This window comes from Arthrobacter hankyongi, assembly GCF_022012395.1.
Lineage (GTDB): Bacteria > Actinomycetota > Actinomycetes > Actinomycetales > Micrococcaceae > Crystallibacter > Crystallibacter hankyongi.
Genome location: NZ_JAKLTQ010000015.1, coordinates 41,085 through 60,416 on the forward strand (window position 1 = coordinate 41,085; position 19,332 = coordinate 60,416).

Here is a 19,332-nt window from a genome sequence, read left to right on the forward strand (position 1 = left end):
GCCTCCGCAGCGCCCTACGCGCCCTCTGCGCAGTCCGCCCCCGCGGCGCTAAGAGAAGCGCCAGGGGTCCCCGGCCCGAGCCTGCGAGGGACGGCGCAGGCGCTGAACGCTACCCGTAGGTATCCCGGGGACCGCGGCCGCCGGCGCTGCGCGGACCCTTGCGCCAGTTCGGCGCGGCCGGGGCGAGGACCTGGATTTTTGTGACCACCCCGCGGCCCAGGGCCTCGTCGAAGCGGGCCAGCAGGGCCGAGCTGAGCAGCCGCAGCTGGGTGGCCCAGGCGGTGGAATCGCAGCGGACCTGCACGGTGGTGTCCTGGAAGCTTTCCGGGCGGCAGTGCGCCGCGATGTCCGCACCGACCAGCTCGTCCCAGCGCGAAATCACCGAGCCGACCGCCACCGGCGAGTTCCAGCCGCGGTCCCGCACCAACCGGTTGAAGACCGTGCCCAGCCCCTGCGGATCCCGGCCGGAGTCGTATTTGGGCTGCGCCGCGCGGTTCCGGCCCCCGGCGCGGCCGTCGGCGGCCGGGGCACGACGCCGGCTGCCCGGCCGCAGGCGGACGTCGCCGCGCGCCGCGGCCGCTTCGCGCATCCGGTTGAGCATGGCCTGGGCGGCGTCGATGTCCTGGTCCTGGCCGGGTTCGGACTGGCCCGCTTCCTCTCCGGCCGGCTGCTCAGGCCGTTTGTCTGCCATCGCTGACGCCTCCGGGCACCACCGTGATCTGGCCGCCGCGCAGGCCGGCTGGAATGTCGTCGGCGACCGCCGCCGTGACCAGCACCTGCTCCGCCCCGGCAACGATGCCGGCGAGCTTGTCGCGGCGCTGGGTGTCCAGTTCGGCGAACACGTCGTCCAGGATCAGCACCGGGGTGGCGCCCGGTCCCTGCCCGTCCTCGCAGAGCACGTAGTACGAGGCCAGGCGCAGGGCCAGGGCCAGCGACCAGGTTTCCCCGTGCGAGGCGTAGCCCTTGGCCGGTGCCTGTCCGAGCCACAGCTCGAGCTCGTCCCGGTGCGGTCCCACCAGCGAAAGGCCGCGCTCCACTTCCCGCCGGCGCTGCCGGCGCAGCGCCTCGAGATACCGCTCCCGCAGCTGCTCCAGGTCCAGGTCCGCCAGCCCGCCGTCGCCGGGGGCTCCGGCCGCTTCCGGACCCTCCGGTTCGCCGTCGTCGGACAGTTGGCTCTCAAGCGTGGACCGGTAGACGGCTACGGCGGGCTTGGATCCGTCCGTCAGCGCCGCGTAGGCGCGGTCGATCCGCGGCTGGAGCAGCTGGACCAGCTCCAGCCGGGCCTTGACCAGGGCCGCTCCGGCCTGGGCCAGGTGGTGGTCCCAGACCTCGAGCGTGGCCTCGTGCGCGGAGGTGAACCGGCCGGCGGCCCGGGCCGACTTGAGCAGCGCGTTGCGCTGCTTGAGCACCCGCTCGTAGTCGCTGCGGGTCGCGGCGTGGTGCGGGATGAGGCTGGTCAGCAGTTCGTCCAGGAAGCGGCGCCGGCTGGAGGGGTCCCCCTTGACCAGGGCCAGGTCCTCCGGCGCGAACAGCACGGTGCGCAGGATGCCCAGGATTTCGCGGGCCCGCACCGGGTTGGCCCGGTTGATCCGGGCACGGTTGGCCTTGCCCGGGTTCAGTTCCAGTTCCAGCGAGGTGGTCTGCTGGCCGCGGACCACCCGTGCCCGGACCAGGGCCTGTCCGCTGCCGAAGCGCACCAGCGGTCCATCCGAACTGACCCGATGCGAGGACAGCGAGGCCAGGTAGCCGATGGCTTCGACAATGTTGGTCTTGCCGATCCCGTTGGCCCCGACGAAGACCGTGACGCCGGGACCCAGCGCGACATCCAGCTGCGGGTAAGTGCGGAAATCCGTCAGCGACAAATACTCGATAAACACCTGTGGTTACGCCGGACTTCCCTTAGCCCGCATGCCTGTCGACGGGCCGGCGCACCGCGTGGCCGCCGAACTGGTTGCGCAGCGCCGCCACCAGCTGCATCGCCGGGGAATCATCCTGCCGGGAACCGTAGCGGGCAAACAGCGCCGCGGTGATGACCGGCGCGGGCACCTCGTTGGCAATGGCCTCTTCCACGGTCCACCGGCCTTCGCCCGAGTCCTCGACGTAGCCGGCCACTTGGCTCAGGTCCGGATCCTCCTGCAGTGCCTTGACCGCCAGGTCCAGCAGCCAGGACCGGACGACGGTGCCTTTCTGCCAGGCCCGGAAAGTGCCGGGGACATCCTTGATGATGTCCTTGGCCTGGAGCAGTTCGTAGCCTTCGGCGTAGGCCTGCATCAGGCCGTATTCGATGCCGTTGTGGACCATTTTGGCGTAGTGCCCGGCCCCGACGTCGCCGACGTGGACGAAGCTTTCCTCCCGGGGCCCCTCCGGCCGCAGCGCGTCGAAGACCGGCAGGACGGCCTGGACGTGTTCCGCCGCTCCACCGGCCATCAGCCCGTATCCGTTGGCCAGGCCCCAGACACCGCCGGACACCCCGACGTCGATAAAACCGATGCCCCGGCCTGCAAGCAGGGCCTCGTGCCGCAGGTCCTCGGTGAACTTGGAGTTCCCGCCGTCGATCACCAGGTCCCCGGGCTGGAGCTTCCCGGCCAGTTCCGTGATGACCGAGTCCGTGGCGGCCCCGGCCGGGACCATCACCCAGACGATCCGGGGAGCCGGCAGTGCCGCGACGAATTCATCCAGCGAGGCGGCATCGCTGACCTCGGGGTTCCGGTCGAATCCGGTGACCTCGATGCCGGCGCTGCGCAGCCGCCCGCGCATGTTGAATCCCATCTTGCCCAACCCGATCAGGCCGATGTGCATCCGGACCACACCCTTCCACTGGTTCTCACGGCTGTTGGCAGGGACCGGATCCTACTGGTTGGGCAGGCGCACCGGCATCAGCAGGTAACGGTATTCGGGGCGGTCTTCACCGGTCAGGTCGTCCTGGCCGGTGAGCACCGCCGGCTTCGGCGGGGTGGTGAAGGAGAACCGCACGTACTTGGTGTCGAACGCGCTCAGGCCTTCGGAGAGGTAGTGCGGGTTGAAGGCGACGGTGATCTCGTCGCCGACCAGGGCCGCTTCCAGTGCTTCGGAGGCCTGGGCGTCTTCGCCGGTGCCGGCATCCAGGGTCAGCTGCCCGTCGGTGAAGGCCAGCCGGACCGGGGTGTTGCGCTCGGCCACCAGCGAGACACGGCGGACCGCCTCGACCAGCACCGAGGTTTCCACCGTCGCATGGATCGGCGTGTTTTCGGGGAACAGCGAACGGATCTTGGGGTAGTCCCCGTCCACCAGCAGGGAGGTGGTGCGCCGGCCGCCGCTTTCGAATCCGATCAGTTCGCTGTTCTCGGACAGGGCCAGGCTCAGTTCCCCGGACCCGCCGAGGGTCTTGGCCACTTCGCTCAGGGTCTTGGCCTTGACCAGCGCACTGGTGGAGATGCCCGGATTGCCCGGACGCCAGGGAAGCTCACGCAGCGCCAGCCGGTACCGGTCGGTGGACAGCAGCGTGATCAGCCCGTCCTCGATTTCCATCCGGACACCGGTCAGGATCGGCAGGGTGTCGTCCCGGCTGGCGGCAATGATGACCTGGCTGACGGCCTGGGCAAAGGCATCCCCGTCCACGACGCCGCTGGCTTCGGGCAGTGCCGGCAGCTCGGGATAGTCGGCCACCGGCATGGTGGCCAGATTGAAGCGGCTGCTGCGGCAGGTCAGGGTGACCTTGGATCCGTCGGTGCCGATTTCGACCGGTGCGGAGGGCAGGCTGCGGCAGATGTCGGCCAGGAGCCGGCCGGAGACCAGGATGGTGCCCTCCTCGGAGACGTCCGCGGCGATCTGCAGCCGGGCGGAGATCTCGTAATCAAAGCTGGCGATGCTGACCATGCCGCCTTCGGCCTTGATCAGCAGCCCGGAGAGCACCGGCACGGGTGGGCGAGGCGACAGGGACCGGGCTGTCCAGGTTACGGCTTCGGCCAGTACATCCCGGTCAACTCTGAACTTCACTGAAGGGTGCCGCCTTTCACAACGAACATGCCAAGGAAGGCCACCTGGGTCTTCAGCCGGCCCACCGCACGGCGTGCGGTGGGGCTGGTGAGTGCAGGTGACAACGATTCTTCCTGCAAGCTTAGCCGCCGTCAGGCGATTCTGACACCGGAACGCAGGCCGGGCGAGTGTTTGGGCCGGCGGACCGGAACGGGCCGTTTGTCCGAGGTTGGGTCTTGGACCTGATGTTATTTGGCAGGGTTCCAAGAATGGGATTCGTAGTGTTAATAACAGCTGTGGATTCTGTGGAAAACCTTCGCTCTTGCCGCCGCCGCGCGGAATCGGGCTGTTCACAAGCTGTGGGCTTTAAGCGGTTCCGCCGCCGCGGCCGTGTGGACAACTTTCCGGACAGTTTCGGCGATCCACAGGGGTACCCCCGTTTTCCTCCACAGGGTGCGGTTCTCCACTTAAGAATCCACAGAGTTATCCACACCTGTTAATTTTCCCGGCCCTGCGGTCCGGAAACGGCGGGCGGGCAGCACGGAAACAGGCAGCCCGTGGGCAAAGGAGGTGCCCCGGAGGGGGCGGAAGGGAAACCGGACGTCCGCCGCCGGCCGCGCGGCGTCAGTGTTCGCGCTGCTGCTGTTTGATCCGGTTGGTCAGCTCGGTGACCTGGTTGTAGATGGCACGCCGTTCGGCCATCAGCTCGCGGATCTTGCGGTCCGCGTGGATCACGGTGGTATGGTCCCGGCCGCCGAGCTCCTGGCCGATCTTGGGCAGCGACATGTCGGTCAGCTCGCGGCACAGGTACATGGCGATCTGGCGGGCGGTGACCAGGGTGCGGGTGCGGGACTTGCTCTTGAGTTCGTCCAGGCTCAGCTTGAAGTACGCGGCGGTCTGGCCCAGGATCGTCGCCGCCGTGATTTCCTCGGCGCCTTCGTCGGTGATCAGGTCCTTGAGCACTGTTTCGGCCAGCACCATGTCCACCGGCTGCCGGTTCAGGCTGGCGAAGGCGGTGACCCGGATCAGCGCGCCTTCGAGTTCGCGGATGTTGGTGGAGATTTTCGAAGCGATGTATTCCATCACCTCGTCCGGTACCAGCAGGCCTTCGTTCTGCGCCTTCTTGCGCAGGATGGCGATCCGGGTCTCCAGTTCCGGCGGCTGGATGTCGGTGAGCAGGCCCCATTCGAAGCGGGAGCGCATGCGTTCCTCGAAGCCGGAGAGCTGCTTGGGCGGCAGGTCCGAGGTGATGACCACCTGCTTGTTGTGGTTGTGCAGCGCGTTGAAGGTGTGGAAGAACTCCTCCTGCGTCGCATCCTTGTTGGCCAGGAACTGGATGTCGTCGATCAGCAGGATGTCCACATTGCGGTAGAGCTGCTTGAAGCTGGCGCCCTCGTCGTCGCGGATCGAGTTGATGAAGTCGTTGGTGAATTCCTCGGAATTGACGTACCGGACCCGGATGCCGTTGTACAGATGGCGGGCGTAGTGGCCGATGGCATGCAGCAGGTGGGTCTTGCCCAGCCCGGAGTCGCCGTAAATGAACAGCGGGTTGTAGGCCTTGGCCGGCGCCTCGGCGACCGCGACGGCGGCGGCGTGCGCGAAGCGGTTGGAGGAACCGATGACAAAGGTGTCGAAAACATACTTTGGATTCAGTCGGCCGAATTCCTGCGACGTGCTTGGCGGGGCGGGCTGGGGCCTGACATCGTGCCGGATTTCGGGCGGCGCGGGCACCGGCTCGGACACCGGCTCCTGCTCCACATGGGCAGCCAGGTCCGCATCCACGCTGAAGGCACAGAGGATCTCGTCCTGGTAGACCTCGCGCAGGGCATCCTGGAGCGGATCCTTCAGCTGCTGGGACTGGAAGACCTCGCGGGTGAGCTCGTTGGGCACGGCCACCAGAAGGGTGGTGCCGATCAGCCCCTTGGCCTGGGCCAGGACGAGGAAGCCCCGCTGGCGCGGGGTCACCCGGTCGTCGCGTTCGAGGGTTCGGACCACCTTGCGCCAGGAACTTCCGACGTCGTTAATCTGGTCCGTATCCACCAAAACCCCTCAATAGCTCTTGCAACCCTGGCTGAGCCAAGGACCGGGCGTGTTGCGGGCCCGATCATCTGTCTTCGTCCACAGAGTTATGCACAGTCCGTGGATAAAGTGCCCCTGCCAAGGGTAGAGGAAGAATCCCGGAGAATACAGCCGGGCGGCGGGCCGTGGGGCGTCCCGGCAGGCTACCGGAGTGTTAGTCTGGGCGAGGGTTGTCCACAGGAAATCTTCGGTTGTGGATGGCGTTTTTCCTTTGGCCGGTTTGACGGGCGACGTCGGTAGCCCCTACCGTTATGTAGTCCACCGTGTCTGCCTTGTGCATTCCTGCATGCCTGCAGGGGAATGAACGAATCCCCGTGGCCATGACCGGAACGTACCGGGCCGGCACCTCATAGAGCGTCCGCCTGTGCCTTCAGCAACGGGTTCAGGCGCATCTTTCGATCGTCTTGGAGTTACCACCGTGAGCAAGCGGACTTTTCAGCCGAATAACCGCCGTCGTGCCAAGAAGCACGGCTTCCGCCTTCGCATGCGCACCCGCGCCGGCCGTGCCATCCTGGCTGCCCGCCGCAGCAAGGGCCGTACCGAACTGTCGGCCTAGCCTGCCGGCCGTCTGCCTGGCCGCAGCCATGGGTTCCCGGCAGTGCCGCGGCTTCGCGGCGGATTCCCGCCACTAGCATGCTTTCCGGCCAGAACCGAATGCGCAGTTCGGCAGACTTCTCAACCACCGTACGTTCCGGTGCCCGTTCCGGGCGCCGGAACTTGGTGTTATATGCGGCCCCTGCCCCGCAGCGGCCGACGGTGTTCGGATTCATCGTCTCCAAGGCGGTAGGGAACGCAGTGACCCGCAATCTCGTTAAGCGCAGACTGCGGGAAATCGCTGCCCTGAGCCTGGCGGAGCACCCCGAGGGGCTTGCCGTGGTGGTTCGGGCGCTGCCTGCCGCCGCGACGGCGGACTTTGCGGGGCTGGGCAGCGATTACCGCAAGGCGTTTTCGGCAGCCGTGGCCCGCCTCCGGCCGGCCCGGCGCCTGGAGGAAGCCGGTACAGAGAAGGGACCCGACGAGTGAGCACATCCGCCCAGTCCTCCCTGCGTCCCGCGGCCGCGGTGCTGCACTTTCTCTGGACGCTGCCCCAGCAGACCCTGATCCTGCTGCTCAAGGGTTACCGGCGGCTCGTTTCCCCGCTGTACGGGCAGGTGTGCCGTTTCTTCCCGTCCTGCTCCGCCTACGCGCTGGAAGCGGTAACGGTGCACGGTGCCGTGAAGGGGACCTGCCTTGCGGTCCGCAGGCTGGCCCGCTGCCATCCGTGGAACGACGGCGGGGTGGACCACGTGCCGGCCTCGGACCGGTATGAACGGATGCTGCGTGAGAACCCCGCCAGGACCCCACGGATTTTGGTACTGAACCACCCGGTCATTCCAGCCGATGATGAAGGCCGCGCCGCGGCTTGAGGAGCTAAAGAGAGATCATGGACTTCTTCAACACGATACTGATGCCCTTTACCTGGGTGGTGTCCTGGATTATGTGGGCCTTCCACGAGGCCTTCAGCTGGCTCGGGATGGATCCCGCCAACGGCTGGACCTGGACACTGTCGATTATCGGGCTGGTGCTGGTGATCCGTGCGGCTCTCATCCCGGTCTTCGTCAAGCAGATCAAGGCCCAGCGCGGGATGCAGGCGCTGCAGCCGGACCTGCGCAAGCTCCAGCAGAAGTACAAGGGCAAGACGGACCAGCTCTCCCGCCAGGCCATGACGCAGGAGCAGATGGCCCTGTACAAGAAGCACGGGACCAACCCGTTCTCCGCGTGCCTGCCGATGCTGATCCAGATGCCGTTCTTCTTCGCGCTGTTCAACGTGCTGAACAACACGGCCAAGGCCAGCCAGGGCGGCCAGGGCATCGGCGCGCTGTCCGCGGACGATGTCGCGCAGTTCGACGCCTCCACCATTTTCGGCGCCCCGCTCTCCGCCTCGCTGCTGCACGGCGGCGCAGGGAACCCTTCCGTCGTCGTGCTCTCCATCCTGATGATCCTGGCCATGATCACCTCGCAGTTCATCACGCAGAAGCAGATCATGGCCAAGAACATGTCCGAGGAGGCGCTGCAGTCCCCGTTCATGAAGCAGCAGCAGATGATGCTCTACATCCTGCCGCTGGTCTTCGGCATCGGCGGCATCAACTTCCCCATCGGCGTGCTGATCTACTGGACCACCACCAACCTGTGGACCATGGCCCAGCAGTTCTTCGTGATCCGCCGCATGCCTACCCCGGGCTCGCCGGCCGCCAAGGCGCTGGCCGAGCGCCGCGCCCGCAAGGGCCTGCCGATGGTTCCGCTCCTGGGCGAACGCAAGTCCGAGGAAGAAGCCCTGCCCGCCCCCGCTGCGCCCAAGGGCCAGCGCCAGCAGCCCCAGCGCAAGAACAGGAAGAAAAAATGAGCACTGAGAGCGTATCCGATGTGAACATCGAGGGGCCGGACACGGCGCAGCCGGACGCCGCGGAGCCCGCCGCTTCCGTGAGCCGCCTGGAGGAAGAAGGCGACATCGCCGCGGACTACCTCGAGGAGCTGCTGGACATCGCCGATATCGACGGCGACATCGACATCGAGGTGCGGAACGGACGCACCTACATTTCCATCGTTTCCGAAGACGGGGAGAACGAAGCCCTCGCGGGCCTGGTCGGCCCCGGCGGCGAAGTCCTGGAAGCGCTTCAGGAGCTGGCCCGGCTGGCGGTGCTGGCGTCCACCGAGAACCGCTCCCGGCTGGTGCTGGACATCACCGGGTACCGCGAGGAGCGCGGCAAGGAACTGCAGCAGATTGCGCAGGACGCTGTGGCCCGGGCCAAGGAGACCGGCAAGCCGGTGGCCCTGGAACCGATGAGCGCCTACGAACGCAAGATCGTCCACGACGCCGTGGCGGACATGGGACTGGTCAGCGAATCCGACGGCGAAGGTTCCGGCCGGCACATCGTGGTGTTCCTCGAATCCTGAGCCGCACCGGCGGCGCACCGGCCCCGGACGATTTCCCAAGGTAGGACATGCTTGAAATATCGGCGGCCGAAAAGGCCGCGGCGGAGAAGATTTTTGGCGACCGCCTCGGCCTGGCCGAGCGCTACGTGGAGCACCTGGCCACCTCGGGGATGGAGCGCGGGCTGCTCGGTCCGCGCGAGGTGCCCCGCCTGTGGAGCCGGCATGTGCTCAATTGCGCCGTGGTGGCCGAGCTGATTGCCGAAGGGGCCCGCGTGGCCGATGTCGGCAGCGGCGCCGGGCTGCCGGGGCTGACCCTGGCACTGGCCCGGCAGGACCTGCAGCTGACCCTGATCGAACCGCTGGAGCGGCGCGTGATCTGGCTCAACGAGGTGGTCGATGACCTGGGGCTGGAGAATGTCACGGTGCTCAGGATGCGGGCCGAGCAGGCCGTCGGCCAAACGGCCGCCGACGTCGTCACCGCCCGGGCCGTTTCGGCCCTGAAGAACCTGGCCGGCCTCACCATCCCGCTGCTCGAAGGCCGCGGCGAGGTGCTGGCCATCAAGGGGCGCAGCGCCGCCGAGGAGATCGAGAAGGCGGCGAAGACCATCCGTAAGCTCGGCGGCACCGCTACGTCGGTGGTTACCGTGGGGGAGGGACTGCTGGAGGAGCCGACGACGGTGGTCCGGATCGTGGTGGGTTCCTAGCCCGGCAGTCGGTGTATTCCGGTGCGGCTGCCGTAACCGTCCGGAACGGACCTCCGCAACCGATAACCTATACATGCCGAAGCCGCGGGAATCGAAAGTGGAGGAACCGGCCGGGCAGGGGAGCGGGGCGCCGGGCGTCCCGCGGCCACAGCCGGCTGGAAGGGTTCCACGCTCGATGCCGGCCGACGGCAACCAACCTTTTCGGGTTGATTCCGGGAAGGCGGCATGGAGGTTTCACGTGAAACAACGAGTGGCGGCAAGGTCAGTATGAAAGTTGATGAAGAGGCTACGGTTCCGAACGTAATGGATACTATTGACGAGAGCACGCCCCTGGCAGCGGAGCTGGCGAATGAGAACCGCCGGCGCGAGCGGCTGCAGGGCAAAGAGTTGCCCAGGCCGGCCAAGACGCGCATCCTCACGGTCAGCAACCAGAAGGGCGGTGTCGGCAAGACAACCACCACGGTGAACCTGGCAGCGGCCCTGGGCGCTGCGGGTTTGAACGTCCTGGTCATCGACATCGATCCGCAGGGCAATGCCTCCACCGCGCTCGGTGTCGAGCACCATGCGGAGATCGAAAGCATCTACGACGTGCTGATCAACGACCTGCCGCTGAAGGAAGTCATCGCCCCGTGCGCCGACGTGCCGAACCTGATCTGCGCCCCGGCCACCATCCACCTGGCCGGCGCCGAGATCGAACTGGTGTCCCTCGTGGCCCGGGAGCAGCGGCTGCGCCGGGCGATCGACGTCTACGCCCGGGAACGCGAGAAGGCGGGACTGCCGCGGCTTGACTACATTTTCATCGACTGCCCGCCCAGCCTCGGCCTGCTGACCGTCAACGCGTTTGTCGCCGCGCACGAAGTGCTGATTCCGATCCAGTGCGAGTACTACGCCCTTGAGGGATTGAGCCAGCTGCTCAAGAACATCGAAATGATCCAGAAGCACCTGAACGCGGATCTGGTTGTTTCCACCATCCTGCTGACCATGTACGACGGCCGCACGAACCTCGCCGCGCAGGTCGCAGCGGAAGTGCGCGAGCACTTTCCCGAGCAGGTGCTCAGCGCCGTCGTGCCCCGCTCGGTCCGGATCTCCGAGGCCCCGAGCTACCAGCAGACGGTGATCACCTACGACCCGAATTCCAGCGGTGCCCTGTCCTATCAGGAAGCTGCGGCCGAAATCGCCGAACGCGCCGGGTAACTCCGGTCATCCTGAACGGCACCAGTAGAATGACCTCTGACTTGAAATGCACCGCCGGCACAGATGCAGTACGGAAGGAATCCCCAGATGAGTGAGAAGCGGCGCGGACTCGGAAGAGGACTGGGCGCACTGATCCCCAGCACACCCGCGGCGGCAACTCTGGAGGAGGACACGGCAGGGGATGCCGCCCGGAAAACCAGGCCCGTGGACCTGTTCTTCCCGGCGCCCCCGTCCCGCGGGGACGGGGCGGCCGAAGAGGGCACCGGGTCGTCGGCCGCGCACGTTGCCGAGGTACTGCGGGCACCCCGGAAGAAGGCCGCGCCGGCCCGCAGGACGCCGGCGAAGAAGCCTGCCGCCGCCGCTGCGTCCCGGGATGCGGACACCGAGGGGATGACGGCCGGGGAGGCGTCCGTGGCGGACAACCCGCCGGCGGGCGGGGGTAAGGGAGCCGACGGTCAGGGTGCCCTGGACCTTGGCGGCATTCAGGCCGCCGAGTATGCCGCAGAAGCCGTGGACAGTCCGGCTGCTGCCGACAGCGCCGACGCCGCGGACGGCTCCGACATTGACGTGCTGATGCCCGTGCCCGGTGCCGCCTTCGCCGAACTGCCGATCGAGTTGATCCATCCCAACCGGAAGCAGCCCAGGTCGGTCTTCGACGAAGAGGACATGGCGGAGCTGGTCCACTCGGTGCGCGAGATCGGCATCCTGCAGCCGGTTGTGGTGCGTCCCTCGAGCGAATCCGGCGACCACCAGTATGAACTTGTCATGGGTGAGCGCCGCTGGCGCGCCGCCCAGGCCGCCGGGCTCGAGGCGGTTCCGGCGATCATCCGCTCCACCGCGGATGATGACCTGCTCCGCGACGCCCTGCTGGAGAACCTGCACCGGAGCCAGCTGAATCCGCTGGAAGAAGCGGCCGCCTACCAGCAGCTGCTGGAGGATTTCGGCTGCACGCACGACGAGCTGGCGGAGCGGATCGGCCGGTCCCGGCCGCAGATTTCCAATACCATCCGGCTGATGAAGCTTCCGCCGCTGGTGCAGCGCCGGGTTGCCGCCGGTGTCCTGACTGCCGGACATGCCCGGGCCCTGCTGGGTCTGAGCGAGGTGGCCGAGATGGAGAAGCTGGCCCAGCGGATTGTGGCCGAGGGCATGTCCGTGCGCAGCACCGAGGAGGCAGTGGCGCTCAGCGGCGGCGCCTCGCGGCCGGCCCGGGAGAGCAAACCGAAGGACAGCGGCCGGCACGAGCGGCTGGACTATCTGGCCAATTCGCTGTCGGACCGGCTGGATACCAATGTGAAGATCACGCTGGGGGCACGCAAGGGCCGGGTCAGCATTGAGTTCGCCAGCGTGGAAGATCTCAACCGGATCATGGATGTGCTGAGCCCCGGCTCGGCGAACTAGGGGTTGCGGACCGGAGCACCTGTCCGGTCGGTTTCACGTGAAACAGGTAAGGGCCCGGCCGCTGGCCGGGCCCTTACCTGTTTCCAGGTGCTGAGCGGGACTGGCCCGATGCGTCAGCCGGCTGATCCGTGCCGCCGCCGTCCTGGCCGCAATCCCGAATGCCTGCGGTCCTGTGCTGCGCCGCGACGTTGTGGAAGTTTCACGTGAAACACCGGACGGGCGGAGGCTGGGGTGCTGGGGTTCCACGTGGAACATCGCCCCCGGGAGCCGGCGGCGGACCGGGGGGCGCTGCCGGCCGCCCGGGGTGCCGCGGAGCGGCCGGGCAGCATCGCGGTCCTTCCCACCGAACCCCCTGTGCACGCTCGGATGCTTACCGGGGTATCTGCGTTGTTGGACAGGTCAGCCCCTCAACCCTGAGCCGTGTCGAAACCGGGCATCGCAGGATGGCCCTTGACCAACTGGTGCCGATCGCCCGGGCACCGGACATTACCTGGATCGGCTCGTCGAGTCCGGTGAGGACGACGACGTGGTGAGCCGGCCCCAGGCCGAGCACACGCCGGGGTGACGACCTGGCCATTGACGCGCGCGCTCCACGGCGTCATCGTGGCCACGATGCGAATCACGCCGGAATGGACACCGGGCCCAGGGGAGCCGAGGGTGCACCCGGGTCACGAGTGGTTCACCGTCTTGTCCGGCACGGCCTGCCTGCCACTGGGGAGCGGACCATTTTGGCTCGGGCCGGGGCTGCGGCCGAGTTCCCGACCATGGTGCCGCACTTCATCGGCGCCCGGGACGGCCCCGTCGAGATCCTCGCCATCTTCGATCCGGACGGGAAGCGGGCCCACCTGCACGCCCGGATGCTGCCGTGTGAAACCCCGGCCGGTGGCGTTTCACGTGAAACGGAAGCTGCTCCCCGAACCAGGCCGGCGGTGCCGCGTGCCGATTTGTGCCGGTGCGGCCATCGCGGCCGCGCCGCAGGGCGGTGGTCGGCGGCCCGTTTCACGTGAAACGGCGGCGGCCCAGGGGAGGAGGCCGGCCGTCCGTTCCGGGCCGCGCGGAGGCCAAGGCCTCATTCCGCCTGGACAGGGTCGGGGACATAACGGTAGCCCATGCCCGGCTCGGTGACGAAGTAGCGCGGTGCCGCCGGATCCGGCTCCAGCTTCTTGCGTAATTGCCCGATATACAGCCTCAGGTAGCCGGTGTCCCTGGTGTGCCGGGGCCCCCAGACCTCCGCCAGCATGGTCTGCTGGGAGATCAGCTTGCCGGGATTGCTGACCAGCAGATCCAGCAGCCGCCATTCCGTGGGGGTCAGCCGGACGGGCCGTCCCTGCCGGATGACCTGCCGGGCCGACAGGTCGGCGGTAATGTCGGCGAAGGCGACGACCGGGTCATTGGCCGCGATGGGAGTGCGCCGTGTGAGCGCCCGGATCCGGGCGAGCAGTTCCTCGGTCGAGAAGGGTTTCGTGACGTAGTCGTCCGCCCCGAGATCCAGCGCGCGCACCTTGTCGGCGGAATCGGTTCGGCCGGAAATTACCAGGATCGGGATCCGGCTCCAGCCGCGCAGCCCCTCGATGACTTCGAAGCCGCTGAACCTCGGCATGCCCAAATCCAGCAGGACCAGGTCAGGGTGCAGGTCGGCGGACTTGCGCAGCGCCGAGGCGCCGTCGGCGGCGGTGACGACCTCGTAATCGTAGCCGGCCAGGGTGATGCGCAGGGCGCGCAGGATCTGCGGATCGTCGTCGGCGACCAGGATTCTCATTCGCGTACCTGCCCTGTCTGCGGTACCTGCACGGACTCGGACGCCGCCTGCCGCAGGGAGACGACCATGGTCAGGCCGCCGCCCGGCGTCTCTTCGATCTCCAGCGAGCCGCCCATGCCCTCCGCGAACCCCTTGGACAGCGCGAGGCCGAGGCCAAGCCCGGTCTGGTTGTCGGTGTCGCCCCGGCGTTGGAAGGGGAGGAACATGTCCTGATGGCGGTCCGCGGGAACGCCCGGCCCGTGGTCGATGATGCGGATTTCGCAGCTGCCGGCGAACTGGCTGGCCGCGATGACGGCCGGCCGATCGGGCGGCGAGTGCTGGAGGGCATTGGCCAGCAGATTGACGATGACGCGCCGGAGCAGGACCGCATCGGCCAGCACCGGTTGCAGGCTCTCCGGCAGGTCCAGGTCGACGTCGGCCGGTCCCACGCCGAGTTCCTCCAGGGCGGGCAGCACAACGTCCTCGACGTCGGTGGGTGCGAGTTCGACGGCGAGCACGCCGGCCTGCAGCCTGCTGGCGTCCAGCAGGTTGGTGACCAGGTCGGAGAGGCTGTTGAGGCTCTCTTCGGCGGTGGCCAGCAGGTCTTCGCGGTCCTTCTCGGACCAGGTGACATCGGTGGAGCGCAGGCCCGTGATGGCCGCGGTTGCCGCCGTCAGCGGCCGGCGCAGGTCGTGCCCGACGGCCTGGAGCAGGGCGCTGCGCACCCGGTCCGCTTCGGCCAGCGGTCCGATCTCGCGGGCGGCCTCCGACAGATCCCGGTAGTCCAGGGTGGCCTCGATCTGCGCGGCAATGGCCGCCAGCAGCCGGCTGTCGGCCGCCTCCAGGTCCCGGCCGTAGAGCTCCAAGGTCGCCCGGCTGCCGACCGGGAGGCTGGTGCGGTGTGCGGCGCCGTCGGTGTCGCCGTCGACGGCGAGCACGTCGTCGCCGGCCGACAGCCTGGCGCCGGAGAGGCCGAAGGCCTCGCGGGTGCGGCTGATGAGTGACTGGAGGGCATCCCCGCCGCGGAGCACGTTGCCGGCGACGGTCGCCAGCAGTTCCGATTCGGCTCCCGCCCGGGCGGCGGCCCGGCTGCGCCGGGCCGCCTGGTCCACCACGTAGCTGACCAGGACCGCGTTGATGACGTAGAGCACCAGGGCGGCGAAATGCGACGGCTCGTTGATGGTCACGCGGTGCAGCGGTTCGATGAAGAAGTAGTCGAGGGTCAGGCCGGAGAGCAGCGCGGCGAAGACGGCCGGCCCGAAGCCGCCGACCAGCGCGACGAGGACGACCAGCAGCTGGTAGCTGAGCACTTCCACGGTGATGGACTGCGGAGTCCTCAGGGCGGCCAGCAGCCAGGTCAGCAGCGGGCCGCCGGCTACGGCCAGGACCCAGCCGAGGAGGCGGCGCCGGAGCGTCAGTGCCCCGGCCAGCCGGGGCAGGGCGAAGCGTCCGCCGGCGGCGGAGTGGGTGACGATGTGGACGTCGATGTCGCCTGATTCGCGTACCACGGTGGCGCCGATGCCCGGGCCGCTGAGCAGGGAGGCCAGCCGGGTGCGCCGGCTGACCCCGATGACCAGCTGGGTGGCGTTGGCGGCCCGGGCGAAATCCACCAGTGCGCGGGGAACGTCGCCGCCGAGGATCTGGTGGTAGCTGCCGCCGAGGCGTTCGACCAGCAGTCGCTGGGCGGCCAGGGCACCCGGGTCGGGTTCGCGCAGGCCGTCCTGGGCGGTCACATGCACGGCAATCAGCTCGCCTCCGGCGGAACGCGCAGCGATGCGTGCTCCCCGGCGCAGCAGGGTTTCGCCTTCGGGGCCGCCGGTGAGGGCGACGACGACGCGTTCCCGGGCTTCCCACTTGGCGTCGATGCCGTGTTCGGTGCGGTATTTGTTCAGGGCGCTGTCCACCTCGTCGGCGAGCCAGAGCAGTGCGATTTCCCGCAGCGCGGTGAGGTTGCCCAGCCGGAAGTAGTTCGACAGGGCGGCGTCGATGCGGGACTGCGGATAGACCAGGCCGTCGCTGAGTCGTTCCCGGAGCGCCTGCGGGGTGAGGTCCACCAGTTCGATCTCGTCCGCGCCGCGCAGCACCGCGTCCGGAATGGTCTCCCGCTGCTGCACGCCGGTGATCTGCAGGACGACGTCATTGAGTGATTCGATGTGCTGGATATTGACCGTGGAGATGACGTTGATGCCGGCCTCGAGCAGCGTCTGGACATCCTGCCAGCGCTTCTCGTGGGCCAGGCCCGGCGCGTTGGTGTGGGCCAGCTCGTCGACCAGCGCGAATTCCGGCTTGCGGGCCAGGACCGCGGCCAGGTCCAGGTCGGTCAGCGTCACGCCGCGGTGCTCGACGGCCAGCCGCGGGATGGTCTCCAGGCCTTGGGCCATGGCCGCGGTGGCATCGCGGCCATGGTCTTCCATCAGCGCGACCACCACATCGTTGCCGTCCGCCCGGAGCCGGCGGCCCTCCTCGAGCATCGTGTAGGTTTTACCGACGCCCGGTGCCGCCCCCAGCAGGACGCGCAGCCGTCCCTGTGCCATAGCTCTAAGTGTCCATTCCCGCCAGCGCAATATTCAACTGCAGGACATTGACGGCCGGCTGGCCCAGATAGCCGGCGTCGCGGCCCTGGGTGTGCCGGGCCACCAGGGCGCGGACGGTTGCCTCGCTCAAGTGCCGCGCCGCGGCCACCCGCGGGACCTGGAGCAGGGCATACTGCGGGCTGATATGCGGGTCCAGGCCGGAGCCGGAAGCGGTGACCGCGTCGGCCGGGACGGCGGCTTCAGGCACCCCGTCCAGCCGGGCCACGGCGTGCTTCCGTTCGTTGACTGCGGCGATGAACTTTGGGTTCTCCGGACCCCAGTTGCTGCCGCCGGACGCGCCGGCATCGTACCCGTCCCCGGCCGCCGAGGGTCTGGACTGGAACCACTGCGGCAGTGGTTTTCCGGAGGCATCGGTGAAGGACTGTCCGATCAACGCCGACCCGACCGGCCGGCCGCCAACGCTGAGCCTGGAACCATTGGCCTGGAACGGGAAGGCGGCCTGCCCCAGGCCGGTGAGGACCAGGGGATAGGCGATGCCCAGGACGGCGGTCAGCACGAGCATGGCGCGCAGGGCCGCCAGGTAAGGCCGTGCCGAGCCGCGGGATGTTCTCATGGTGTATTCCTGTCGGGTAGTCCGTGGCGGTCCGGGTGCGCTCAGAAGCCGGGGATCAGCATGACCAGCAGGTCGATGAGCTTGATGCCGATGAACGGGGCGATGACCCCGCCGATCCCGTAGATCAGCAGGTTCCGGTTCAGGATCCGGGCGGCGGAGGCCGGGCGGTACTTCACCCCGCGCAAGGCCAGCGGGATCAGCAGGACGATGATGATGGCATTGAAGATCACCGCCGAGAGGATGGCGGAAGCCGGAGAATGCAGCTGCATCAGGTTCAGCGCCGCCAGGCCGGGAAACACCGCGGCGAACATGGCCGGGATAATGGCGAAGTATTTGGCGACGTCGTTGGCGATGGAGAAAGTGGTCAGGGCACCGCGGGTGATCAGCAGCTGCTTGCCGATCCGCACGATGTCGATCAGCTTGGTCGGATCGGAGTCGAGGTCGACCATGTTGCCGGCCTCCTTGGCCGCGGAGGTGCCGGTGTTCATGGCGACGCCGACGTCGGCCTGGGCCAGGGCGGGGGCGTCGTTGGTGCCGTCGCCGGTCATGGCCACCAGGTTGCCGCCTTCCTGTTCGCGGCGGATCAGGCGCATCTTGTCCTCGGGGGTGGCCTCGGCCAGGAAGTCGTCGACCCCGGCCTCGGCGGCGATGGCCCGGGCGGTCAGGGGGTTGTCGCCGGTGATCATCACGGTCCTGATGCCCATTGCACGGAGCTCGGCGAAGCGTTCCACCAGCCCGTCCTTGACCACGTCCTTGAGGTGGACGATGCCCAGGACCGAACCCCGTCCGGCAGCGGGCCGGGCGGCGACCACCAGCGGGGTGCCGCCGGTGCGGCCGATCCGTTCCATGACTTGGTCCATTTCCTGCCGGACGCCGTCGTCCATGCCGCCGTTGGCGTCCAGCCAGGCAGTGATGGCGGAGCCGGCGCCCTTGCGGATCCGGGCGCCGTCGGCATGGTCGATGCCGCTCATCCGGGTCTGGGCGGTGAATGGGACGGCCTCGCCGTCCGCGGAGCCGGCGGCCTCGAAGCCCTGCTGCCGGGCCAGGTCTACGATGGACTTGCCCTCCGGGGTGGAGTCGCTGAGCGAGGCCAGCGCCGCGGCCCGGACCAGCTCGGCCAGGCTGTGGCCGCCGACCGGGACGAACTCGCTGGCCTGGCGGTTGCCGTAGGTGATGGTGCCGGTCTTGTCCAGCAGCAGCGTGGTGACATCGCCGGCGGCCTCGACGGCGCGGCCGGACATGGCCAGGACGTTGCGCTGGACCAGCCGGTCCATGCCGGCGATGCCGATGGCCGAGAGCAGCGCGCCGATCGTCGTCGGGATGAGGCAGACGAGCAGGGCCACCAGGACCGGCACACTCACGGCGGCACCGGAGTAGCCGGCAATCGGGTCCAGGGACAGGACCACGACGACGAAGATGATGGACAGGGCCGCCAGCAGGATGTTCAGCGCGATCTCGTTGGGGGTTTTCTGCCGGGAGGCGCCCTCGACCAGGCGGATCATCCGGTCCACGAGCGACTCGCCCGGCTGGCTGGTCATCCGGACCACGATGCGGTCCGAGAGTACCTGGGTGCCGCCGGTGACGGCGGAGCGGTCGCCGCCGGATTCGCGGATCACCGGAGCGGATTCACCGGTGATGGCGGATTCATTCACCGAGGCGATGCCCCAGATAATCTCCCCGTCGCCGGGAATCAGTTCGCCGGCCGCGACGACGACGACGTCGCCGAGCCGCAGTTCCGACGACGGCACGTCGGTGGCCGGGACGCCGGTGGCCGCGCCGTCGCGTGCCGGGCTGTACGTGTCGAGGCGGTGGGCCATGGTGCTGGTCCGGGTCTTGCGCAGGCTGGCGGCCTGGGCCTTGCCGCGGCCTTCGGCCACGGATTCGGCCAGGTTGGCGAAGATGACGGTCAGCCACAGCCAGGCGGCAATGGCGGCGGTGAAGGAGGGCGGAACCGGCGCGGTACCGGAGGCCCGGCCGCCGCCAAGGAGCGGTTCGGCGATGGCCAGGGCCGTGGTCAGCGCGGCGCCGGTCTCGACGATGAACATGACGGGTGAATGCCACATCTGCCGAGGACCGAGCTTGCGCAGCGCCCCGGGAAGGGCGGCCGCCAGCTGTGGGAACGAGAAGGCATTCCGCTTGGTCCCGGGGGCGTGGCCGCCGGGGTGCCGGGCGGACTTTGACGGGGCAGGGGTCAGGGTGGACACG

Annotated in this window: 17 protein-coding genes; 8 read left to right on the forward strand and 9 right to left on the reverse strand. The window is 68.3% G+C overall.

Annotated features, from left to right (window positions below):
• Positions 1-109 precede the first annotated feature (109 nt).
• From LVY72_RS17120 to dnaA, 5 genes are all read right to left on the reverse strand, one after another.
• Positions 110-691 carry a DciA family protein gene (locus LVY72_RS17120; RefSeq protein ID WP_237823134.1) on the reverse strand — a complete coding sequence of 194 codons (582 nt, stop codon included), beginning with the start codon at positions 689-691 and terminating at the stop codon, positions 110-112.
• Positions 672-1,877 (reverse strand): DNA replication/repair protein RecF, encoded by a 1,206-nt coding sequence (gene recF / locus LVY72_RS17125; protein ID WP_237823137.1) that lies wholly within the window; start codon positions 1,875-1,877, stop codon positions 672-674. Before recF ends, LVY72_RS17120 begins: the two co-directional genes overlap by 20 nt.
• A 22-nt stretch (positions 1,878-1,899) precedes the next feature.
• Positions 1,900-2,808 carry a phosphogluconate dehydrogenase (NAD(+)-dependent, decarboxylating) gene (gene gnd, locus LVY72_RS17130; RefSeq protein ID WP_308190838.1) on the reverse strand — a complete coding sequence of 303 codons (909 nt, stop codon included), beginning with the start codon at positions 2,806-2,808 and terminating at the stop codon, positions 1,900-1,902.
• Between the two features lie 42 nt (positions 2,809-2,850).
• Positions 2,851-3,975: a DNA polymerase III subunit beta gene (dnaN, locus tag LVY72_RS17135; RefSeq protein WP_237823142.1), complete on the reverse strand. Its 1,125-nt coding sequence runs from the start codon at positions 3,973-3,975 to the stop codon at positions 2,851-2,853.
• Positions 3,976-4,578: 603 nt separating this feature from the next.
• Complete coding sequence (gene dnaA, locus LVY72_RS17140; protein WP_237823145.1) at positions 4,579-5,994, reverse strand: chromosomal replication initiator protein DnaA; 1,416 nt, start codon at positions 5,992-5,994, stop codon at positions 4,579-4,581.
• A 457-nt stretch (positions 5,995-6,451) separates the two neighbouring features.
• On the opposite strand from dnaA, the gene rpmH reads away from it, so the two are divergent.
• The 8 genes from rpmH to LVY72_RS17180 all read left to right on the forward strand — a co-directional run bounded on the left by rpmH (position 6,452) and on the right by LVY72_RS17180 (position 12,242).
• Positions 6,452-6,589, forward strand: coding sequence for a 50S ribosomal protein L34 (gene rpmH / locus LVY72_RS17145; protein WP_127513203.1), 138 nt, complete (start codon positions 6,452-6,454; stop codon positions 6,587-6,589).
• A 77-nt stretch (positions 6,590-6,666) separates the two neighbouring features.
• Entirely contained in the window at positions 6,667-7,056 is a 390-nt protein-coding gene (rnpA, locus tag LVY72_RS17150; protein ID WP_237823148.1) for a ribonuclease P protein component, read from the forward strand.
• Positions 7,053-7,439, forward strand: a complete 387-nt coding sequence (gene yidD / locus LVY72_RS17155) for a membrane protein insertion efficiency factor YidD (RefSeq protein WP_237823151.1) — start codon at positions 7,053-7,055, stop codon at positions 7,437-7,439. The genes rnpA and yidD overlap by 4 nt, the downstream gene beginning before the upstream one ends.
• A 17-nt stretch (positions 7,440-7,456) precedes the next feature.
• A complete protein-coding gene (gene yidC, locus LVY72_RS17160; RefSeq protein WP_237823154.1) occupies positions 7,457-8,416 on the forward strand; it encodes a membrane protein insertase YidC in 960 nt (319 codons plus the stop codon).
• Positions 8,413-8,967 carry a Jag family protein gene (locus LVY72_RS17165; protein WP_237823158.1) on the forward strand — a complete coding sequence of 185 codons (555 nt, stop codon included), beginning with the start codon at positions 8,413-8,415 and terminating at the stop codon, positions 8,965-8,967. The genes yidC and LVY72_RS17165 overlap by 4 nt, the downstream gene beginning before the upstream one ends.
• A 47-nt stretch (positions 8,968-9,014) precedes the next feature.
• Positions 9,015-9,650, forward strand: coding sequence for a 16S rRNA (guanine(527)-N(7))-methyltransferase RsmG (gene rsmG / locus LVY72_RS17170; protein ID WP_237823161.1), 636 nt, complete (start codon positions 9,015-9,017; stop codon positions 9,648-9,650).
• A gap of 225 nt (positions 9,651-9,875) precedes the next feature.
• Positions 9,876-10,844 (forward strand): ParA family protein, encoded by a 969-nt coding sequence (locus LVY72_RS17175; RefSeq protein ID WP_372463726.1) that lies wholly within the window; start codon positions 9,876-9,878, stop codon positions 10,842-10,844.
• An 87-nt stretch (positions 10,845-10,931) separates the two neighbouring features.
• Entirely contained in the window at positions 10,932-12,242 is a 1,311-nt protein-coding gene (locus tag LVY72_RS17180) for a ParB/RepB/Spo0J family partition protein (protein ID WP_237823167.1), read from the forward strand.
• 1,069 nt (positions 12,243-13,311) lie between these two features.
• On the opposite strand, the gene LVY72_RS17190 is transcribed toward LVY72_RS17180, so the two are convergent.
• Genes LVY72_RS17190 through kdpB form a run of 4 tightly spaced genes read right to left on the reverse strand, consistent with a single transcriptional unit; the run spans position 13,312 to position 19,331 of the window.
• Positions 13,312-14,001 carry a response regulator gene (locus LVY72_RS17190; protein WP_237823170.1) on the reverse strand — a complete coding sequence of 230 codons (690 nt, stop codon included), beginning with the start codon at positions 13,999-14,001 and terminating at the stop codon, positions 13,312-13,314.
• Complete coding sequence (locus LVY72_RS17195; protein ID WP_237823173.1) at positions 13,998-16,514, reverse strand: sensor histidine kinase; 2,517 nt, start codon at positions 16,512-16,514, stop codon at positions 13,998-14,000. The genes LVY72_RS17190 and LVY72_RS17195 overlap by 4 nt, the downstream gene beginning before the upstream one ends.
• Positions 16,515-16,518: 4 nt before the next feature.
• Positions 16,519-17,127, reverse strand: coding sequence for a potassium-transporting ATPase subunit KdpC (kdpC, locus tag LVY72_RS17200; RefSeq protein WP_237823176.1), 609 nt, complete (start codon positions 17,125-17,127; stop codon positions 16,519-16,521).
• A 41-nt stretch (positions 17,128-17,168) separates the two neighbouring features.
• Positions 17,169-19,331 (reverse strand): potassium-transporting ATPase subunit KdpB, encoded by a 2,163-nt coding sequence (kdpB, locus tag LVY72_RS17205; protein WP_372463727.1) that lies wholly within the window; start codon positions 19,329-19,331, stop codon positions 17,169-17,171.
• Position 19,332 lies beyond the last annotated feature (1 nt).

What these genes read in the sequence shown, in the direction of transcription:
- LVY72_RS17195 (WP_237823173.1), bottom strand. Translation starts at nt 16,514, where the DNA reads ATGGCACAGGGACGGCTGCGCGTCCTGCTGGGGGCGGCACCGGGCGTC.
- LVY72_RS17190 (WP_237823170.1), bottom strand. Translation starts at nt 14,001, where the DNA reads ATGAGAATCCTGGTCGCCGACGACGATCCGCAGATCCTGCGCGCCCTG.
- yidC (WP_237823154.1), top strand. Translation starts at nt 7,457, where the DNA reads ATGGACTTCTTCAACACGATACTGATGCCCTTTACCTGGGTGGTGTCC.
- kdpC (WP_237823176.1), bottom strand. Translation starts at nt 17,127, where the DNA reads ATGAGAACATCCCGCGGCTCGGCACGGCCTTACCTGGCGGCCCTGCGC.
- rnpA (WP_237823148.1), top strand. Translation starts at nt 6,667, where the DNA reads ATGCTTTCCGGCCAGAACCGAATGCGCAGTTCGGCAGACTTCTCAACC.
- rsmG (WP_237823161.1), top strand. Translation starts at nt 9,015, where the DNA reads ATGCTTGAAATATCGGCGGCCGAAAAGGCCGCGGCGGAGAAGATTTTT.
- LVY72_RS17175 (WP_372463726.1), top strand. Translation starts at nt 9,876, where the DNA reads ATGGAGGTTTCACGTGAAACAACGAGTGGCGGCAAGGTCAGTATGAAA.
- LVY72_RS17120 (WP_237823134.1), bottom strand. Translation starts at nt 691, where the DNA reads ATGGCAGACAAACGGCCTGAGCAGCCGGCCGGAGAGGAAGCGGGCCAG.
- LVY72_RS17165 (WP_237823158.1), top strand. Translation starts at nt 8,413, where the DNA reads ATGAGCACTGAGAGCGTATCCGATGTGAACATCGAGGGGCCGGACACG.
- LVY72_RS17180 (WP_237823167.1), top strand. Translation starts at nt 10,932, where the DNA reads ATGAGTGAGAAGCGGCGCGGACTCGGAAGAGGACTGGGCGCACTGATC.